The organism is Hyphomonas sp. NPDC076881, assembly GCF_050269995.1.
Classification (GTDB): Bacteria; Pseudomonadota; Alphaproteobacteria; order Caulobacterales; family Hyphomonadaceae; genus Hyphomonas.
In genome coordinates this window covers 54,316-72,149 of record NZ_JBNNJJ010000011.1, presented here as the reverse complement: position 1 = coordinate 72,149, position 17,834 = coordinate 54,316, and the positions used below count along the sequence as shown (strand labels likewise).

17 protein-coding genes are annotated in these 17,834 nt (G+C 64.3%); 9 read left to right on the top strand and 8 right to left on the bottom strand.

Going from position 1 to position 17,834, the window contains the following annotated elements; genetic code table 11:
* Window positions 1–66: 66 nt before the first annotated feature.
* From ACQKI2_RS13240 to ACQKI2_RS13225, 4 genes are all read right to left on the bottom strand, one after another.
* Window positions 67–288 (bottom strand): hypothetical protein, encoded by a 222-nt coding sequence (locus tag ACQKI2_RS13240; RefSeq protein ID WP_102114781.1) that lies wholly within the window; start codon window positions 286–288, stop codon window positions 67–69.
* Window positions 289–348: 60 nt separating this feature from the next.
* Window positions 349–2,487 (bottom strand): ParB/RepB/Spo0J family partition protein, encoded by a 2,139-nt coding sequence (locus ACQKI2_RS13235; protein ID WP_102114782.1) that lies wholly within the window; start codon window positions 2,485–2,487, stop codon window positions 349–351.
* A 160-nt stretch (window positions 2,488–2,647) separates the two neighbouring features.
* Complete coding sequence (locus ACQKI2_RS13230) at window positions 2,648–3,595, bottom strand: hypothetical protein (protein ID WP_102114783.1); 948 nt, start codon at window positions 3,593–3,595, stop codon at window positions 2,648–2,650.
* Window positions 3,595–4,545, bottom strand: a complete 951-nt coding sequence (locus ACQKI2_RS13225; RefSeq protein WP_427380125.1) for an ArdC family protein — start codon at window positions 4,543–4,545, stop codon at window positions 3,595–3,597. Before ACQKI2_RS13225 ends, ACQKI2_RS13230 begins: the two co-directional genes overlap by 1 nt.
* A gap of 221 nt (window positions 4,546–4,766) precedes the next feature.
* Between ACQKI2_RS13225 and ACQKI2_RS13220 the strand changes: the two genes are divergently transcribed.
* Genes ACQKI2_RS13220 through ACQKI2_RS13200 form a run of 5 tightly spaced genes read left to right on the top strand, consistent with a single transcriptional unit; the run spans window position 4,767 to window position 10,637 of the window.
* Window positions 4,767–5,360: a DUF6088 family protein gene (locus ACQKI2_RS13220; protein WP_102114785.1), complete on the top strand. Its 594-nt coding sequence runs from the start codon at window positions 4,767–4,769 to the stop codon at window positions 5,358–5,360.
* Window positions 5,353–6,369, top strand: a complete 1,017-nt coding sequence (locus tag ACQKI2_RS13215) for a nucleotidyl transferase AbiEii/AbiGii toxin family protein (RefSeq protein WP_102114786.1) — start codon at window positions 5,353–5,355, stop codon at window positions 6,367–6,369. The genes ACQKI2_RS13220 and ACQKI2_RS13215 overlap by 8 nt, the downstream gene beginning before the upstream one ends.
* A 23-nt stretch (window positions 6,370–6,392) precedes the next feature.
* On the top strand, window positions 6,393–7,715 hold the full coding sequence (locus ACQKI2_RS13210) for an SIR2 family protein (protein ID WP_102114787.1): 1,323 nt from the start codon (window positions 6,393–6,395) through the stop codon (window positions 7,713–7,715).
* Entirely contained in the window at window positions 7,712–9,757 is a 2,046-nt protein-coding gene (locus ACQKI2_RS13205; RefSeq protein WP_102114788.1) for an ATP-binding protein, read from the top strand. The genes ACQKI2_RS13210 and ACQKI2_RS13205 overlap by 4 nt, the downstream gene beginning before the upstream one ends.
* Window positions 9,744–10,637 (top strand): 3'-5' exonuclease, encoded by an 894-nt coding sequence (locus tag ACQKI2_RS13200; protein ID WP_102114789.1) that lies wholly within the window; start codon window positions 9,744–9,746, stop codon window positions 10,635–10,637. Before ACQKI2_RS13205 ends, ACQKI2_RS13200 begins: the two co-directional genes overlap by 14 nt.
* 18 nt (window positions 10,638–10,655) lie before the next feature.
* Here ACQKI2_RS13200 and ACQKI2_RS13195 read toward each other — a convergent pair whose 3' ends face one another.
* The 4 genes from ACQKI2_RS13195 to map all read right to left on the bottom strand — a co-directional run bounded on the left by ACQKI2_RS13195 (window position 10,656) and on the right by map (window position 14,166).
* Window positions 10,656–11,093, bottom strand: coding sequence for a thermonuclease family protein (locus ACQKI2_RS13195; protein WP_102114790.1), 438 nt, complete (start codon window positions 11,091–11,093; stop codon window positions 10,656–10,658).
* A 40-nt stretch (window positions 11,094–11,133) separates the two neighbouring features.
* Entirely contained in the window at window positions 11,134–12,375 is a 1,242-nt protein-coding gene (locus ACQKI2_RS13190; RefSeq protein WP_102114791.1) for a tyrosine-type recombinase/integrase, read from the bottom strand.
* A gap of 188 nt (window positions 12,376–12,563) precedes the next feature.
* The gene (locus ACQKI2_RS13185) at window positions 12,564–13,172 is read right to left on the bottom strand and encodes a JAB domain-containing protein (protein WP_427380124.1); all 609 of its coding nucleotides are present in this window, start codon (window positions 13,170–13,172) and stop codon (window positions 12,564–12,566) included.
* Between the two features lie 169 nt (window positions 13,173–13,341).
* Entirely contained in the window at window positions 13,342–14,166 is an 825-nt protein-coding gene (gene map / locus ACQKI2_RS13180; protein WP_427380123.1) for a type I methionyl aminopeptidase, read from the bottom strand.
* A 104-nt stretch (window positions 14,167–14,270) separates the two neighbouring features.
* On the opposite strand from map, the gene ACQKI2_RS13175 reads away from it, so the two are divergent.
* From ACQKI2_RS13175 to ACQKI2_RS13160, 4 genes are all read left to right on the top strand, one after another.
* Window positions 14,271–15,584, top strand: a complete 1,314-nt coding sequence (locus ACQKI2_RS13175) for a serine hydrolase domain-containing protein (protein ID WP_427380122.1) — start codon at window positions 14,271–14,273, stop codon at window positions 15,582–15,584.
* Window positions 15,581–16,339 carry a competence/damage-inducible protein A gene (locus ACQKI2_RS13170; RefSeq protein WP_427380121.1) on the top strand — a complete coding sequence of 253 codons (759 nt, stop codon included), beginning with the start codon at window positions 15,581–15,583 and terminating at the stop codon, window positions 16,337–16,339. Before ACQKI2_RS13175 ends, ACQKI2_RS13170 begins: the two co-directional genes overlap by 4 nt.
* Before the next feature lie 100 nt (window positions 16,340–16,439).
* Window positions 16,440–16,925 carry a hypothetical protein gene (locus tag ACQKI2_RS13165; protein ID WP_427380120.1) on the top strand — a complete coding sequence of 162 codons (486 nt, stop codon included), beginning with the start codon at window positions 16,440–16,442 and terminating at the stop codon, window positions 16,923–16,925.
* 78 nt (window positions 16,926–17,003) lie between these two features.
* Window positions 17,004–17,786: an enoyl-CoA hydratase gene (locus tag ACQKI2_RS13160; RefSeq protein WP_427380119.1), complete on the top strand. Its 783-nt coding sequence runs from the start codon at window positions 17,004–17,006 to the stop codon at window positions 17,784–17,786.
* The last annotated feature ends 48 nt before the right edge of the window (window positions 17,787–17,834 follow it).

Genomic DNA, 17,834 nt, shown 5'->3' with positions numbered 1-17,834 from the left:
GACAGGCTCCTGAAACGAGAAAGCCCGGCGCGATGGCCGGGCTCGGTTGAGGGATGATCGAAGGGGTCAGTAGCCGAACCGCCAGGATGGCCAGGGCTGGCCATCGTCGGCGGCGGCGACGGCTTCCGGCAGATAGCCGGCATCGCCTTCGACCAGGGTTGGATCGCGCACCGGCGTTTCGTCGATGACGGTGACGCAAACGACGAGACCGTCTTCGACCTCGACGTGGACGGGCACGAGATACTGAAAGACGACGCGGCGCGTGCCGGACGGGTCGGGTTCAATCATGGAAGGTCTCCTTGCGAAGATGCGGGGAAGCGACCTCTCGCCGCTCCCCCGCCGTGAGGGTCATTCGGCCGCGATCGTTAGGGCGTCCTCGTCCTCGATCTCTTCGGCATCCTCGTCGCCGTCCTCGCTGAGGAAGGCCGGCAAGGCGGCCTCGTCGTCGGCGTCGGCCTCCGCGCCCGGTTCGATGACCTCCCCGTCATGGGGATCGATCAGGCGCAGCGGCTCGGGCAGCCAGGCGGTGTCGGCCAGCAGGCGCTCGGCCTCCTTGGCCATGTCGCCCTTCTTCAGATGGTCGATGAGCTGGGCGGCCCGTTCGCCGGCGCCCTCCCGGACGGCTTCGAGGATGCGGGGCTTGGTGACGCGGCCGAGATAGTTGCCGACCGTCGGCCGCCAGCCCGCCGCCACCATGTCGAGGCCAGTGGCGCGCGCCAGCCGGTCGGCCTGGGCGAGGCGGACATCCAGCCCATGCTGGCTGACGCCCGATCCGTAGGGGTTCGGCCGCTCGAACAGCGCGTTCACGCCGAAGCTGACGCAATGGGCGAGCAGATCGAGGCGCGTGCCCGGATCGAGATCGGTGAGCCAGTCCCACAGCGCCTGGTCGTCGGCTGGAACGTGATCGCCCCAGCGCCCGTGCCGCTCGGCGATCTCGTGCGCGGCCGCGCTGTCCTTCAGCTCCTCCGGTTGGGCGGAGAAGAAGACGTGGCGGACGCTGGCCTCGAGGCAGCCCGTCGGCGCGGGTCGCCGGAAGGTATCGCTGACCAGCTTGTGCAGCAGCATGGTCATGGCGACGTCGGGATGCTCGGCGAGCGCGTTGCGCAGCGCCAGCGTGCGATGCGCGGTCAGCTCGATGACGAGGCGCTCGGGCAGCGGCTTGATGCCGTCCTCCTCGTCGTCTTCCGGCTCCGCGGCCTGGCCGCCGACGGTGACGACGGCGCGTTGAACGGCGGGCGTGGCCGAATGGCCGGTGTCGCCGTCCGCCTCCGTCGTATCGTCTCCATCGGGATCGACTGGGCGCTCGTCCTCGGGGCGGACATAGCCGCGGTCCACCGACAGCGAGCCGTCGGCGTCGAGGCTGACGAAGACGCCGGCGATGGCGATGTTGGCCGGATCGTAGATCGCCGGGCGCTGCTCGAAGGCGTCGAGCGCCTGCTCGATCTCTCCGAGACGCGCGTCGATCTCGTCAGGCAGCTCGTCGGCTTCGGCATATTCGGCCTCGAGCCGGTCATACTCGTCACGCAGCCCCTCGCGGGTGGCGCGCTCCTCGTCAGTCAGGTCGACCGCCGTTCCGACAAGCTCCCGAAGCCCGTGCTCGTGGCCGTAGGGAAAGCTCAGGGCGGCCTCGACCCACTTCCAGCCTTCGCCTGCGATCTCGTCGGCGGCGGCCTTGAGCTTCTCGGCCACCAGGCGGTCGAGCAGGGCCGGGTCTTGCAGCCAGCCGCCGTCGTCGGACTGGAAGAGGTCGCGCAAGACGATGCCGCCGGCCGCTTCATAGGCTTCGACGCCCACGAAGACGGCCCGCCTGTCGGAAGCCCGCACCGTGGTCTCGGTCAGCATCCGGCGGATGTGATAGGGCTCTTTCTGCCAGCCATCCTTGATCGCGTCCCAGACCTGTTCCTGGCGGGCGTGGTCGGAACTGACGGTGAAGGCCATGAGCTGCTCGAGCGTCATGCCGTCGTCGGCGTAGATCTCGAGCAATACCGGCGAGACGGAAGCGAGGCGCAGGCGCTGCTTCACGATATTGACGCCGACGAAGAAGGCGGCGGCGATGGCTTCCTCGGTCATGCCCTTCTCGCGCATGGCCTGGAAGGCGCGGAACTGATCGAGCGGATGCAGCGGCGCGCGTTCGATGTTCTCGACCAGCGAGACCTCATCGACCAGGATGTCGCTGTTAGCGTCGCCGACGACGCAGGGCACCGGCGCAGTCTTGGCCAGACGCTTCTGCTTCACCAGCAATTCCAGCGCGCGATAGCGGCGGCCGCCGGCGGGCACCTCGAACATCCCGGTCTCGGCGCCATCGGCGTCGAGGACGGGACGGACATGCAGGCTCTGGATCAGGCCGCGCCGGGCGATGGACTGGGCCAGCTCCTCGATCGAGACGCCGGCCTTGACGCGCCGGACGTTGGACTGGCTCAGCACCAGCTTGTTGAAGGGAATGTCGCGCGCCGACGACAGGATGATCTTCTGAATGGCAGTCGCCATGATCGTTACTCCGCGACGGGCGGCCGAGAGCCTCTCTCTCGACCTCCGACCCGTCACGAAGCCAAGCGCAGCCCTCTCACTCTCAGGAGGGCCGCGCCGGGCGGGCGGAAAGGCGTGGAGCCGGAAACCCGCCTCTCCGCTTTTCCGGTTTTCAGGATCATCACACTCCGCAGAGGCCCTCGCACTCGTTGGGCCAGAGATCGAGCTGGCCGCGATCGGCATTGGTCGACAGGTCGACCTGGTCGAGCGGCACCGCGGAACGGTGGAGATAGACATCACCACGAATCCCCCGGAACCCGGTGCGAATGGAAGCGTCGACCGATACCGCGTCGGCCCAAGCCTCGGGATCGCGGTCGCGCATCCGCCGCCAGTGATCGTCGGAATGGAACGGGCAACCGATGCAGGCGCTCTTGGGTGGCAGGGGGTAGTCGTGCCGATCCAGCCAGCGCAGGCAATCCTGGCGGGTCATGCCTTGCTCGATGAGCGGCCAGCGGTTGATCTGCCACGGCTCGAACGAAGGCTTCATGCGTAGTACCTCGTCGAGCGAGATCCCTATCCACTGTTCGGCGATGGGAGCCGTTGGCGAGCGCCGGCCGGCGATGCCGAGCAGCTCGCGGACCTTTCGGCGGATTGGCGCGATCTTGTAGTCGCCGGTGCATTGGCGGCGGATCATGCCGACCCCGACCCGTTCGGTCGGCACGATGCGGGAGCCGACGGCGACGAGATCACCGTTCTCGTCCTCGTCATAGACGGGCAGCTCCGCGCCTGCCGGCGTCACTGTGCGGGTGAAGGCCGGGATGGAGGCCCACCGCGCGCCGCGCGCGCCGGCGAGAAGGTCGGCGCGCAGGTCCCCGGCCGAGACGATATGGACGGGGAAGGGCAGGACGTTGGGCGATCGCAGCCAGGCGAGATGCTCATAGACGGCCCTCGGCTCCCAGCCGGTATCGGCGAAGATCGCGCAATCCGGCATGGGGCCGATCTCGCCATGCGCGGCCATCAGGGCGAGCGTGGTGGACTGGACGCCGGCGCCCAGGCTGAGAACACGCAGGCGGATGGACGCCTGCTGTTCGGGGGATGGCGCCAGTGCGGGGAAGACGGGGGCGTTCATCACGCCGCCTCCCGTTCGTCGTCGGTCATGCCGACATCCGCGCCCGGCAGGAAGCCAAGCAGCCAGTCGGCCGCCTTGCTGGCCTGGGATGCGGCGCGCACGATGGCGCGATTGTCCTCGCGCAGCACCTCGAGCCAGGAGCCGATGTAGTCGGCATGGCGGACGGTGGGCGTGATGCCGAGCGAGGCGCAGCAGAAAGCGGCGTTGATCTCGGCGACCAGCTCCTCGAAGGCGTATTTCTTCGAGCCGAAGCCGCCGGTGAGGTCACGGCCGAGCCGGGAGGTATGGCCGGTCGCGTGCCCCAGCTCGTGCAGGGCCGTGCGGTGCCAGTTGATCGGCTCGAAATACGCATGGGGCGGCGGCACCTGCACAAAGTCGTGCGCCGGGACATAGAAGGCGCGGTCGCCGCCGATACGGAAGTCGATGCCGGTCGCCCGGATCAGAGTCTCGACCCGCGGCTCGATGAGGCCGGGCGGAGGTGGTGGGGCCACAATGGCGACATCCTCCGGCAGCCCCTCGCATTGCGCCGCGTTGAACACCGTGAAGCGCTTGAGGAACGGGATCGCGGCGGCTTCTTCGCCGGTCTCGCGGGCGCGGCGCTTCTCGTCCTCCGGCGTGAAACGGTCGGCATAGACGACGGTGGTGCCGTGTTCGCCGCGGCGGACATTGCCGCCAAGCGACAGGGCCTGGCGGAAGGTGAGCCAGCTCTGGCCGGGAAAGCCGTGCTGGATCACCGCGCCCCAGAGGATCAGCACATTGATCCCCGAATAGTGCCGCCTGGTCGCGGCGTTTCTCGGCATGGCGAGGGGCGCCTTGACCGAGGCCGATCCCCAGGGCTGGACCCAGGGGAAGCGGCCTGCCTCCAGCTCGGCGATGATCTTGCTGGTGATCTCGTCGTAAAGGTTCGCCCGGCCGGAGCCGGCACGCCCGTTGCGGTCGTTCCTGAACATCGCGGTTCTCCGCGACGGGCGCCGGAGACCTCTTCTCCAGCCCTCAACCCGTCACGGAAATCCCGTCCGCACCCTCACTCTCCAGGGGGCGTTGCGGGGTTCTCCCCGCAGAAGGGGTCGGTCGAGACCCCGGCTCGGCCGCAGGGGAAGGCTTTCCCCCTATCCGGGCTTCCCTTGAAAACTGTCAGAAATTCGCATATATTTCCGACAGGAGAAAGACGATGACACGGCTGACCGAACAGATTCTGGCACATGCGACGGGACTGCCCGAAGGCGCCCCCGTGTCCGCCAAGAGCCTGCTCCACCTCGGAAACCGGGCGGCTGTGGATCAGGCATTGTCGCGTCTGTCCGAGCGCGGGCAGCTCATCCGCGCCGGTCGTGGCGTCTATCTGCGTCCCATCGCCAGCCGGTTCGGCACGCGCGCACCTTCGGTCGAGCAGGCTGTCGAGGCCCTTGCGACCCAAAAGGGGGAGATCATCGTCTCGAACGGCGCCGCCGCGGCGAACGCCCTTGGCTTGACGACGCAGGTGCCCGTCCGCTCGGTCTATCTGACCTCCGGGCGCAGCCGGAAAATGCACCTCGGCAAGCAGGTCGTGGAATTGCGGCACGCGCCGCGCTGGCAACTGGCCTTGGCCAACCGCCCGGCGGGGGAGGCCGTGCGGGCGCTGGCCTGGCTCGGCCCCGAAAGGGCGGAGGCCGCGCTCACGACATTGAAGCGGAAGATGCCGCCCGGCGTGTTCGGCGAACTGGTCGCCGCCGCGCCGCAGCTTCCGACGTGGCTCGCGCAGAGCGTGGGAAGGGTGGCGTATGGCTGACATCTTCCTCCAGCTTTCGGCCGAGGATCGGCGCGATGCGTTGGGCGTCGCCGCCGACCGCTCGGGCCGTCCTACCCATCTTCTCGAAAAGGATGTGTGGGTGGTGTGGGCGCTGGCGACCCTCTACGCCGCGCCGCTCGGTGAACATCTGGTGTTCAAGGGCGGCACGTCGCTGTCGAAAGCCTATCAGGTCATCCGCCGGTTTTCGGAGGATGTGGATCTGACCTACGACATTCGGGCGATTGCGCCCGATCTGGTCGGGGACAATGGCGAGGGCCTGCCGAAAACCCGGAGCGAGGAAAAGCGCTGGTCCAGCGAGGTCCGCCGGCGGTTGCCGGTCTGGGTCGCGGAGGCCGTGCAGCCCGTGATCGCGACCGCGCTGGCCGCCGAAGGTCTGGCGGCGGTTATTCGTGTCGAGGATGACAAGCTCTTTATCGACTATGAGGCGACCGCGGCAGGGTCCGGCTATGTCGCGCCCAGCGTCATGCTGGAGTTCGGCGCCCGCTCGACGGGCGAACCGGCGAGCCTGCGCGACGTCGTCTGCGATGCGGCCGGTCTGATCGACGGGCTGGTATTCCCGACGGCGCGGCCGCGCGTCATGCACGCGGAGCGGACCTTTTGGGAGAAGGCGACCGCCATCCATGTCTTCTGCCTCCAGGAACGGCTGCGCGGCGACCGCTTCGCACGACACTGGCACGATGTTGTCCGGTTGGATGAAGCCGGCTTCGCGGAAGCTGCTTTCGCTGATCGCGAACTGGCCAACGCTGTCGCCCGCCACAAGTCGATGTTCTTCGCGGAGAAGGCCGCCGACCGCACGCCGATCCACTACGCAGCGGCCGTCAACGGCGGCTTGCAGCTCGTGCCGGCCGGCGATGGCGCGAAGGCGCTGAAGGACGACTATGCCCGCATGGTCGAGGATGGGCTGCTCTTCGATGACGCGGAGCCGTTCGAGGCCCTCATGGCGCGGTGCGCCGATATAGCCGCGCGCGCGAACAGCGCGGCCAAATAAGAAACTGGGGGGATCGGGGGTATATGAGCGAAGTCGGAGACGAACGAAAATTCCAGTTTCTGAGGAACGGCGATGCCGATCCATCGGAACTCGACTGGAACAAGGGGATCGAGAGCGCCCGCCAGGCGATTTCCGAGGCCATGAACGCCAAGAATATCGCGTTTCTGCTCGGCGCTGGATGTTCCTCCCTGATGAGGGGCGAAAAGGAACTCGGCATTGCGACCATGGCGCCCCTGGCCAAGGAGTTCTGCGGGGAAACCCTCGAGGCGCGGGCTGCGGGATTCTACGGTGATCCGCCGGTCGTCGGCGCTGCCCCGGCGCCGTGGCGGCTGACCAAGGGCGAACTCGACTATCTCGATGCGCTCGGGGTCGACCTGGCGAAGGACTACAGCCGCAACCTAGAACGCTTGATGGAGGTGCTATTCGCGCAGCGGTTCGTGCTGCGCCAGAGCGAGAATCCCGATCTTCATCCCTACCGCGCTGTTCTCGACGGCATCATCAAGAAGGTCCAGGACTTCCTATGGACCCGTGTCACCCAAGGGGCCTTCGCCACGGAGGGCGACACCACCGTGCGCGACCTCTACGAGCGGTTCTACAAGAAACTGGTCCTGCGAGATCGGTCCTTGCCCCGGCCGTGGGTGTTCACGACCAACTACGACCATTTCAGCGAATTGGCGATGGATCGGCTGGGCATTCCCTATGCCAACGGCTTTTCCGGCGTCGTGGAACGTCGCTTTAACCCGGCGATCTTCCGCTATGCCCTGGCCGAGCAGCTCGACGTTGCCAGCCGCAAGTGGACCGCCGTCGACGCCTTCGTCTATCTCTGCAAATTGCATGGTTCGGTCACTTGGACCGAGGACGATCATGGCCTGTTCCCGATCAAGGAGGTCTGGCCGCCCGAATCCACGAACCAGATGCTGATCTATCCGACGCCGGCGAAGCAGAACTCTTCGCTCGGCTCGCCCTACGCTGACCTGTTCCGGGAATTTCAGGCCCGGATCGTGCGCGAGCAGAGCGTTCTCATCACGGCGGGCTACGCCTTCGGTGATGAGCACCTGAACAACATCATCTACCAGGCGCTGACGATCCCGACGTTCCGTCTGGTGATCTTCGCGGCGCCGGATACGGGCGGCGAGATCGCCAAGCTGCGGGCGCTGCGCGACCCGCGCATTTGGATCATTGGAGGCGACGGTCCTGCCGAGGGGACGAGGGCGCACTACTTCGACATGATCGTCGAGCATTTCATGCCGCAGCGTCCCAGCGACAGGATCGATGACGCTGTTCGCAAGGTGTTGTCCGAACTGGCGCCGAAAAGGGACGACGAGACGAAGGATGGCGAGGCATGAGCCACGACGATCGCAAGCGCGCGATCGGCAAGGTGGTCTCGGTCGCGGCCGACCGCTTTGTCGTGGAGATGCACGTCGGCACCGACAACTTCACGGTCGTTGGCTTCGACGGCGTGCATTATGTGGCGCGGCTGGGATCGTTCCTGATGATTCCGTCGCAGTCGGAATATGTCGTGGTCGAGGTTGTCGGCCTGCGTGAGCGCGATGCGAGCACCCCCTCCGAGCGAGGCGACTTCGATCGGGCCGGCTCCTCAAAATATCTGGACGTGGTGCCGGTCGGCATGTTGCCGATGCGTGGCGGCGCGTTCCGTTTCGGTGTCTCCGTTTTCCCGTCTTTGTATGCGGACGCACTCTATGCACTGGATGGGGAACTCGATCGCATCTTCGAGACCGAGGCGGCCGTCGAGCCGTCAGTCGGCCCGGATGGCGGCGCCTGCGAACCCGAAGGGGCCACGCGCTATCGGGTTCTGCCCATCGGCAAGTCGGTGGTGTTCGAGAACTACGACATCAAGGTCCGGCTGAACGAGTTCTTCGGCGGTCATGTCGCCGTTCTGGGCAATACCGGCAGCGGTAAATCCTGCACGGTTGCCTCGGTCTTGCAGTCCCTTTTCAGCAAGCCGGAGGAGCATCACGCCCGCGGCGCGACCTTCGTCGTCTTCGACGTCAATGGCGAGTATCACGCCGCTCTGGCCGCTTCCGCGAAGGAGGGAGCCATCGGGGTCGAGCGCGTCGTCCTCGACGGCACGGCGGCGGGCTTCCGTATGCCGCATTGGTTCCTGGAGATGGCAGAATGGGAACTGCTCTTGCAGGCCAGCGAACGAACACAACTGCCGGTCCTTCGGACGGCGTTAGGTCTGACAAGTCTCTTTCATGCCAATACGCCAGAAGCTCTGGCGCTGCGCGAGCACTTTGTCGCCACCTGCATCATTGAGTGCTTTCGAGGGGCAGATGGCGACTCCCCCGTATCGAAATTTCAGCGCGTGGTCTCCCTTCTCCAGAAGTATCCGACAAACGACCTGAATATGGCGCTTCTGAACCGCTTTAATCCTAATTTTCAGTATGGAAATTTTTCAGGGAACAACCAATCGGCGTTTCTGGACGAAGTGAGAAAAAAGCTCCGGGAGGATGCACCCTTACCAGCCTATAATCGGACGCCATTCTCTTTTGATGAGCTGCACGAGTGTCTCGACTTCGCGATCCTCTATGAGGAGGCTCACGGCAATCGCCAAATCCGGGACTACTGCTCGTCCATGGTCACGCGGCTCAGATCCCTCCAAGAGAGAACAGAATATGCCTTTCTGCGTCACGAAGGAGCTGACGTTGACGCGGCTGTAAGCGATCTGGAGTTTTTGACCAAAATCGTCGGTCTGGAAAGGGCGGCCGGAGAATCTTTCACCAAACGCAATCAGGTCATTATTATTGATCTCAATTCCGTCGAAGATGAAATCGTTGAGCTGGTCAGTGCGGTCATCGCACGCATGCTTTTTCGGTTTCTTCGCCATGCGGAACCGAGAAACCGCTTCCCGATACACCTACTGCTCGAAGAGGCTCATAGATATGTCGCCTCTACGCCTTCCCGCTTTTCCATCGACGCCACCAAGATTTTCGAGCGCATCGCCAAGGAGGGACGCAAATACGGCATGTTCGTGCTTCTGGCGTCTCAGCGCCCGAGCGAGCTGTCCAAGACGGTCCTCAGCCAGTGCTCCAACTTCCTGGTTCACCGCATCCAGAATCCTGACGATCTCTCCCAGATTCGCCAGATGACGCCGTTCATTTCAGAATCGGTCCTGAAGCGGTTGCCGTCTTTGCCTCGGCAGCACGCGCTGGTGTTCGGAACCTCGGTCAATCTCCCAACGACATTCAAGGTGCGGGAGGCATCGCCGCGGCCGCACAGCGACGATACCGCCGTCGTCGATTTGTGGTTCCACGAGGAAGGTCGAGCCGCTGACATTCACCTCGCGCGCCGTCCGGCCGCCGCCGCCGCGGCGGCTAAAGGGGAGCCGATGGCAGCAAACGCAGCGCCGGACGATGACATCTTCTGACCATCTGGAGACCCTGGCGCAGACACTGGAGGCCACGGGAGATTACCGGGTCATCCGGCGTCTCAAGCCGCGCCCTCGCACCGTTCCGCCTCCAGGCACTCCGCTGCGCCTTGGACTGGTGGTCGATGTGGAGACCACGGGGCTCGATCCTCAGCGCGACGAGATCATCGAACTCGCCATGACGCCATTCTATTACGGCTTGGATGGCGCCGTTTTCAGCGTGGGCGACAGCTTCCAAGGGTTGCGTCAGCCGAGCGAGCCAATCGCCCCGGAAATCACCGCGATCACCGGCATCACGAATGAAATGGTGGCCAGCCAGGTCATCGATCCCGCCGAGGTCGCCAGATTCGCGGCACCGGCCTCGCTCGTTATTGCACACAACGCGGCGTTCGATCGCCGCTTCCTCGAACGCTTCAGCGATGTGTTCTCGACGAAGCCGTGGGCATGTTCGCTCAGCCAGATCGATTGGGCAGCGGAGGGATTCGAGGGCACGAAACTCGCCTATCTCGCTCAGGCCGCGGGCTTCTTCTACGACCGTCACCGCGCGATGCACGACTGTCTTGCTACGGTCGAGTTGCTGGCAATGCGGCTGCCCCGATCTGGCGTTACGGGTCTCAGCCGCCTCCTGGACGGCGCTCGTGCCGTTTCGTGGCGCATCTGGGCGGAGAACTCGCCCTTCGACCTCAAGGATGTTCTCAAAGCGCGGGGATACCGTTGGAACGGCGACCCCGGGCCGCAGCCGCGCGCATGGTATATTGACGTTCCCGAGGTTCAGCGCGAGGCCGAGCTGCGGTTCTTGAGAACGGAAATCTATCGGTATGAGGTCGATCCCCCGGTCCGACGGATCGATGCGTATGATCGGTTTTCAGACCGAATCTGAACGCCGTCGAAGGCCGAGCTATTGCTTGCCTTGGCCGTATCCATTGCCGCCCTCGATGCTCCCGCCTGCCTTCAGCAAGTCCCCGATGGAGCGCCCGCCGATCCGGCAGGTGGCCACCACGCGGTCGTAGGACTGGCGGTTGGCGACGCACTCCGCATTCCGACCCATGGCGACCTTTTCCAGCGCGGCCTTGGCGGCGGGGCCGGTAGGGGAGTGGAGTTCGGGCGCGTAGAAATCCTCCAGCCGGATCTCCACCCAGTTGGCCGGCCCTTGACCGACGGCTACGCACAGGGAGTCGCCGTCACCGACATAGACCACGGGACCGGAGAAGTGCGCGCCGCGATGGAGATAGGACGGCATTGGGCCACGGTCGGGAATGGCCTTGCAGGGATCGGCCTTGGCCGCTGTCGCCGTGGTCAGCGCCGCCAGCACGGCCAGCCCGATTTCGATACGCATAGTCGTTTCTCACTTCCGTTTTATATGGTGCGCCGGAGGCTCATGCCGCCGCTTTCAGGCGCTTCTTGGCGAGCATGGCGCGGACGAACTTGTCCCATTTCGCCATGCCGGCGCGCTTTTCCACCATGTAGTGCCAGCGGTCATAGTGCTTGGAGCTGACGTCCTGCAAAGCATGGTTCTGGAGGCGGTCGCGGATTTCCTTCGAGATCCCCGCCTTGCCGGCCAGCGTCTTGAAGGTCCGGCGCAGGTCGCGGTTCGTCACATAGGGAATCACGCCGCGGTCCCGCTGGCGCCACATGAACGAGTAAAGCGTGCCGTGGCTGACAGGCTTGGACGGGTCCGTGGCCGACGGGAAGAACCAGCCGTATTCGTTGACGTTGATGGATGCGAGCAGCTCCGCGGCCAGCTCCGGCACCGGAACGGCATGGGGCTGGTCGTTCTTGGTCTTCGACCAGTCGATGATCTTTTCCTTGGCATCCCACTGATCGATGTGAAGGCTGGCAATCTCCTGGACGCGCTGGCCGGTCAGCATGATGATCCTAACGGCACGGGTATAGGGCGGATGAACCGGCGTGTCGGGGCATTCCAGCCAGCGATAGAGTTGCACGAACTCGTCCTCGTCGAGCCAGCGGGTGCCTTTGACCTTCGGTTCGGTCGGAATACCTGTCGCCGGATTGAAGGGGATGCGAAAGCGGCGAGCCGATTGCTGCCGATAGTCGTTGTCGGACTTCATACCCCAGCCAAAGGCCGCGTGCATGTAGGAGCGCACATGGTCGGCCATCGACTTGGCGCCGCGCTCATAGATCGGGCGGATCAGTTCGACGATTTCCTCGGCCTCGATGTCGCGGGCCAGGCGGTTGCGCCCAAGGGTGTTGGCGATCTTGTTGAGGCCCTTCTCGGTCTCCTTCCAGGAGGGCTTGCCAGCAGCTTTGAGTGAAGCGACGTAGCCCTCGAAGAGGTCAGCGACAGTGCCGGGGCGGGTGTCGCTTGCGATCTTGATGCTCCGGCCTTTCTGGATCACGTCGGCATAGTCGCGCTTGAAAACCTCGCGGGCCTGGGCGAGCGACATTGAGGGGTAGGCGCCGATCTTCTTCTTGGTGCGTTTGCCGTCACGCCATTGCTGCGCCATCCAGTCGGCCGTGACGCGCTTCGGCATGGGCTTGAGAACGAGGACGAGTCGGCCGGTGCCGCGCCCCTCGCCATCGGCAAGGTTCTCTTGCTTGCGGCTGATCTCGACGCGCTTCAGCGCATGTCGGATCGCGGTGTCGGTCAGGGCTGGCATGCGTTCCTCCTTGTCCGCAACTGGGATCGGTCGAGGAGAAACGGGGATCGTTTGCGGGGATCGGAAAGCCGTTTTCTATCCCTTCAACCGCCCCCAATTTGCCAAAACCGTCCCCACTACGCAATGCCAAAAATGGGCGATTTCTCTAGTGTTTCAACGGGATTGAGCGTGATCCTGCGGGATCTAAATCAGTGAGTGGGGTGGTTGTGGACGAGGATCAGGCTCGAGGCTTGAAGCTCCAGCGCGCGGCGGGCAATCTCCCGTGGGTAGACGGGCGCGTGATCCACCGTGCCATGGCCCATGATCTCGTCAACGATCAGCTGGTTCTTCCGGTCAAGGAAGATCACCCGGAACTGCTCGCGCTTTTCATGCTGAAGCTCCCGCCGGACATAGGCCACCAGCGCTGACCAGGATGAGATGATTTCCCTCGCCTTGATTTCTTCGCGCGCCGCGCGGGAATGAAGCTCTGCAATGGCCTTGATGTAGGCCGCCACCGTTTCGCCCACGCCCGGCACCTTCACAAGGTCTTCGGCAGGCGCCGCGAGGATGGCCGAGAGGCAGCCGAACTTCCTTTCGAGCGCCTTGGCAATCGGCTTCACATCCCGGCGCGGGATGAAAGCCATAAGCAGCACCTCAAGGATTTCGTAATCGTCCAGGGCGCCGGCGCCGCGGTTCAGCAGTTTCGTCCGCAGCCTGTCCCGGTGGCCCTGCCAGTGAGGCTTATCGGCCAGGCCCGGCGCAACAAAAAGGCCGCCAGCCTCCTTCAGTCCGTCTGCGGATGAAACTTCTGAACTCATGGCGTCAGCACGCGCCCTTTTCCCGGCAGGTATGGAATGTGCAGGTCTGGCGTAAAGCAACAGACCCACACGCGAAACATGCCGGAACATTTCACGAACATTTGGGTTCGTCAAGTCGTTGCAAAAGGTTCGGTGGGGCTTTTGCTGGAAAGCCCCAGAGGGCGAGGGCCTATCCCAGCTTCACCTTGTAAGGCTCATGCCAGCCTTTGGGCGAGGTGGAAAAAATCTCCACGCCCGTTTCGGTCACGCCGACGGAATGTTCAAACTGCGCCGAAAGCTGGCGGTCGCGCGTCACAGCCGTCCAGCCATCGGGCAGGATCGCCGCGTCACGGCGGCCGAGATTCAGCATCGGCTCGATGGTGAAGAACATGCCGGGTTTCAGTTCGGGCCCGGTGCCCGCCTTGGCGGAGTGGACCACATTGGGCTCGTCATGAAAAAGGCGCCCCAATCCATGGCCGCAGAAATCATCCACCACCGAATAGCGGTTGAGCCGGGCGATCTCGCTGATCGCGCCGCCAATGTCGCCAAACCGGGCACCGGGTTTGACGGCGGCAATGCCCGCCATCATGGCTTCATAGGTCACTTCCATCAGGCGCTCGGCTTTGCGCTTTACCTCGCCCACGCCGTACATCCGGCTATGGTCGCCATGCCAGCCGTCCAGGATCAGCGTCACGTCGATATTGGCGATGTCGCCTTCCTTCAGCGCCTTGGGGCCGGGAATGCCATGGCAGATCACATGGTTCACCGAAATGCAGGAAGCGTGGCGATAGCCGCGATACCCGATGGTTGCAGAAACGGCGCCGTGATCCTGCACAAACTCGCGCACCAGCGTATCCAGACGCTCGGTCGTGACACCGGGTTTCACTTCGGGAACCAGCATGTCGAGGCATTCGGCGACGAGGCGGCCCGCGCGGCGCATCCCCTCGAAGCCTTCGGCATCGTGGATGCGGATGTCGCCCGTGCGCATGGGCAGGAGAAGATTTGTATCGTTCATGCGCCGCAATATGGCAGTCCGGGCCTCGAGATTCCACTCCCTTCTTGCCGAACAGGCAGACCGCTGCCAGTTATCACGGCGACATGGCATGGGAGAGAACGGGCATGAAGCGGTTCAAAGGGCAATTCATGGGGGGCTTGCTGGCCCTTGCCGGGGCGGTTCTGGCCGCCTGCGCCAGCGCGCCTGCAGGTCCGGAACCGGCCGCGCTGACGGCGCCCGCGCCCGAAGCCCGGCCGGCCTTCAGCGCGGAAGGAATAGCCGCCCTGGAAGCCAGAATGGCGTCTTACGTTGATGGCGGAACCGTGAAAGGCATTGCCACACGCCTGATCCAGGATGGCGAAGTCATTTCCGATTTTCGCCATGGCATCCGCCGCCAGGCAGATGGCGCCCCAGTAGAAGAAGACACGATCTGGCGGATTTATTCCATGTCCAAGCCGGTTACCGGTGCCGGGCTGATGATCCTCTGGGAAGAGGGCAAGTTCCAGCTGGACGACCCGATCACCAAATATTTCCCCGAATTCGAGGCGCTGCAGGTCTTCAAGGGGATGGACGAGGCGGGTAATCCCATTCTTGCCCCGGTCAGCCGCCCGCCCACAGTTCAGGAACTGATGAGCCACACGGCCGGTTTCGGCTACGGCCTCGCGCCCGGAAACTACGTCGATGACCGCTTCCGCGAATTGGAAGTTTTCCAGTCGCCTGACGCTGATGAAATGATCCGCCGCGTGGCCACCATTCCGCTGAAGCATGAGCCGGGCGTGACCTGGGATTACTCCATTTCGGTGGACATTCAGGGCGCCCTGATCGAGCGCCTGTCCGGCCAGACGCTGGGCGAGTTTCTGCAGGCGCGCGTTTTTGCCCCGCTCGGCATGACCGATACCGCCTTCTTCGTGCCGGACGAAAAGTATGACCGTTTCTCCGATGTCTGGGGGCCGAACCCGGAAACGGGGGAACTCGTCCCGCTGCCAATGCCGGGCTTTCAGTATCGCAGGGACACCATCGCCTTTGAAGGCGGCGGCCATGGCCTTGTCGGAACCATCGGCGACTATGCACGCTTCACCGATATGCTGGCCAAGGGCGGTACGCTGGACGGGGTTCAGGTGCTGAAGCCCGAAACGGTGCAGCTGATGGCGACCAATTTCCTCCCCGAAGGCGTGTTCATCGGCCACAACGGCACCACGACGGACCCCAGCGCCGGCGGCGGTTTCGGTCTGGACTTTGCCGTGATCCTCAATGATGGCGAGGCCTATCCGAAAGGCGCTTTCATGTGGGGCGGCGCGGCGGGCACCTGGTTCTGGGTCGATCCTGTCAACAAGATCAGTTTCGTCGGCATGATCCAGGTATTCGGCGGATCCCTGGACCGCAGTATGCGGACGGAATCGGCCGAACTCGTTTATGATGCGCTTCAGGAGACCAAATGACCCAGCCCACCGCCGCCGTTCTGCTGATCGGGGATGAGCTGCTCTCCGGGCGCACCCGTGACATCAACCTGCAGCAGATCGCGCAATATCTGGAGCCGATCGGCATCCCTGTGCGGGAGTGCCGGACGGTGCCGGATGTGGAGGAGGAGATCGTGGCGGCGGTGAACGCCCTGCGGGCGAAGTACACTTACGTCTTCACCACCGGCGGCATCGGCCCGACGCATGATGACATCACAGCGGATGCGATTGCGGCGGCGTTCGGCACCGGCATCTCCGAACACCCCGAAGTGCTGGCGGAAATGGCCGAGCGCTACAAGGCCATGAACACCGAGTTCACCCCCGCCCGCCGCCGCATGGCGCGCATTCCGCATGGCGCCAAGATCGTGAAAAACCCGGTATCGGGCGCGCCCGGCTTCCAGATGGAAAACGTGTTCACCATGGCCGGTGTGCCCCAGGTCGCCCGTGCCATGCTGGAGGATATCGGGCCCCGCCTGGAAGGCGGCGCGCGGGTTCACAAGGTGCAGCTGCGCGGCCCCGGCCTGCGCGAGGGCGACCTTGCCGAGCCCCTCGGCGCCATCGCCAAGGCGTATCCGGACGTCTCCATCGGCTCTTACCCCTGGTATCTGGGGATGGGGGATAATGGCGTGGCGCTGGTGGCCCGGTCGACTGATACGGCCAGGCTGGAAACGGTGCGGGGCGAGCTTGAGGCGCTGATGCGGGGCCTGGGCGTGGAGCCTATCCCCGACCCGCTCTGACGAGACATAAAGCGTGGATAAGGAGGCAAAAAAAACTCCAACGAACCCTCCAACCACGCGCCGGAAAACTCCAACAAAACTCCAAGGGGGAGGAGAGAAAATGCAAGTCCTGACACGCGCGCCCGTTCTGTGGGCGTTTTTCGTGATGATGATCCTGTCCGGCGCCGCGTTCCAAATATTCGGGCCGGCGGTGGGCGGGGCGTATCTCGACATGGTATCAGACCCGGCCGAGGTGCGGGCCCTGTTTGCGGCGCTGACGCCGGAGCAGAAGACCGCCCATTTCTGGGTGACGGTGCTGAACGACACCGTGTTCCCTTTGAGCTTTGGCCTTCTCTTTGCGGGCATGGCGCTGCGCTTCTTTGGCAAGTGGGGAAAGCTGGCGGCGCTGCCCGGTTTTGCCGTGCTGATCTTTGACCTGACCGAGAACACGGTTCAGGCGCTTGCCCTGGCCGGGGTGGCCGACGCGCTCGATACCAAGGCCTGGATCACGCCGCTCAAGTTTGGCCTGTTCTGGCTGGCTGCGGCGATTGCGATTATTGCGGCGCTGATCGGCGTCTTTCGCCTGGTGACCGGCCGCAAGAGCTGAGAGCCGACGCCGCGTCAGGCTTGGCGGGCCCACCTGCGCGCCGTAACACCGTTGCTGAACATTTCCGGAGGAGCTTCCATGTCCGAACCCATCGTCCTGACCGAACGCCACGGCGCTGTCTGCCTTGTCACGCTGAACCGCCCGGACGCGCTCAACGCGCTCAACCACGCCCTGCGCGCCGAGATCGTGCGCGTGTTCACTGAGCTCAAGGACGACCCCGAGATCCGCGCCGTGGTGCTGACCGGCGCTGGCCGCGCATTCACCGCAGGCATCGACCTGAAAGAAGCTGGCCAGACGGGCTTTGCCCTCGGCGCGGACGAGGATTCCAAGTCCATCAACATGCTCGCCGCGCTGGACGCCTATCCCTGGCCGATCATCGGCGCGATCAACGGTTTTGCCATCACCGGCGGCTTTGAGCTCGCCCTGATGTGTGATGTGCTGCTCGCCTCCGAACATGCCCGCTTTGCCGATACCCATGCTCGCGTCGGCATCGTGCCGGGCTGGGGGCTCTCCCAAAAGCTCTCCCGCCTGATCGGTATCAGCCGCGCGAAGGAACTTTCTTTCACCGGCAACTTCATCGATGCGCACACTTCGGAGAAATGGGGGCTTGTGAACCGCGTTTATCCGGCGGCGGATCTTGTGCCCGCCGCGCTGCAGATGGCGACGGAAATGACCTCTACCAACCCCGACCTGCTGCGCAAATACAAGGCGCTGATCGATGATGGCTTCGGCATGAATTTCGCCGCCGCCATGAAGGAAGAAGTGAGCCGCTCGATCGAGCATTCGAAGTCGGTTTCCGCCTCAGCGGTGGAAGAGGCACGCAAGCAGGTCACCGCGCGCGGGCGGGATCAGCAGGGGTAAGTTTCCGGCTTCGCCGCCCTCACCTCCCACGCTCTTCGAGCGCGGGCC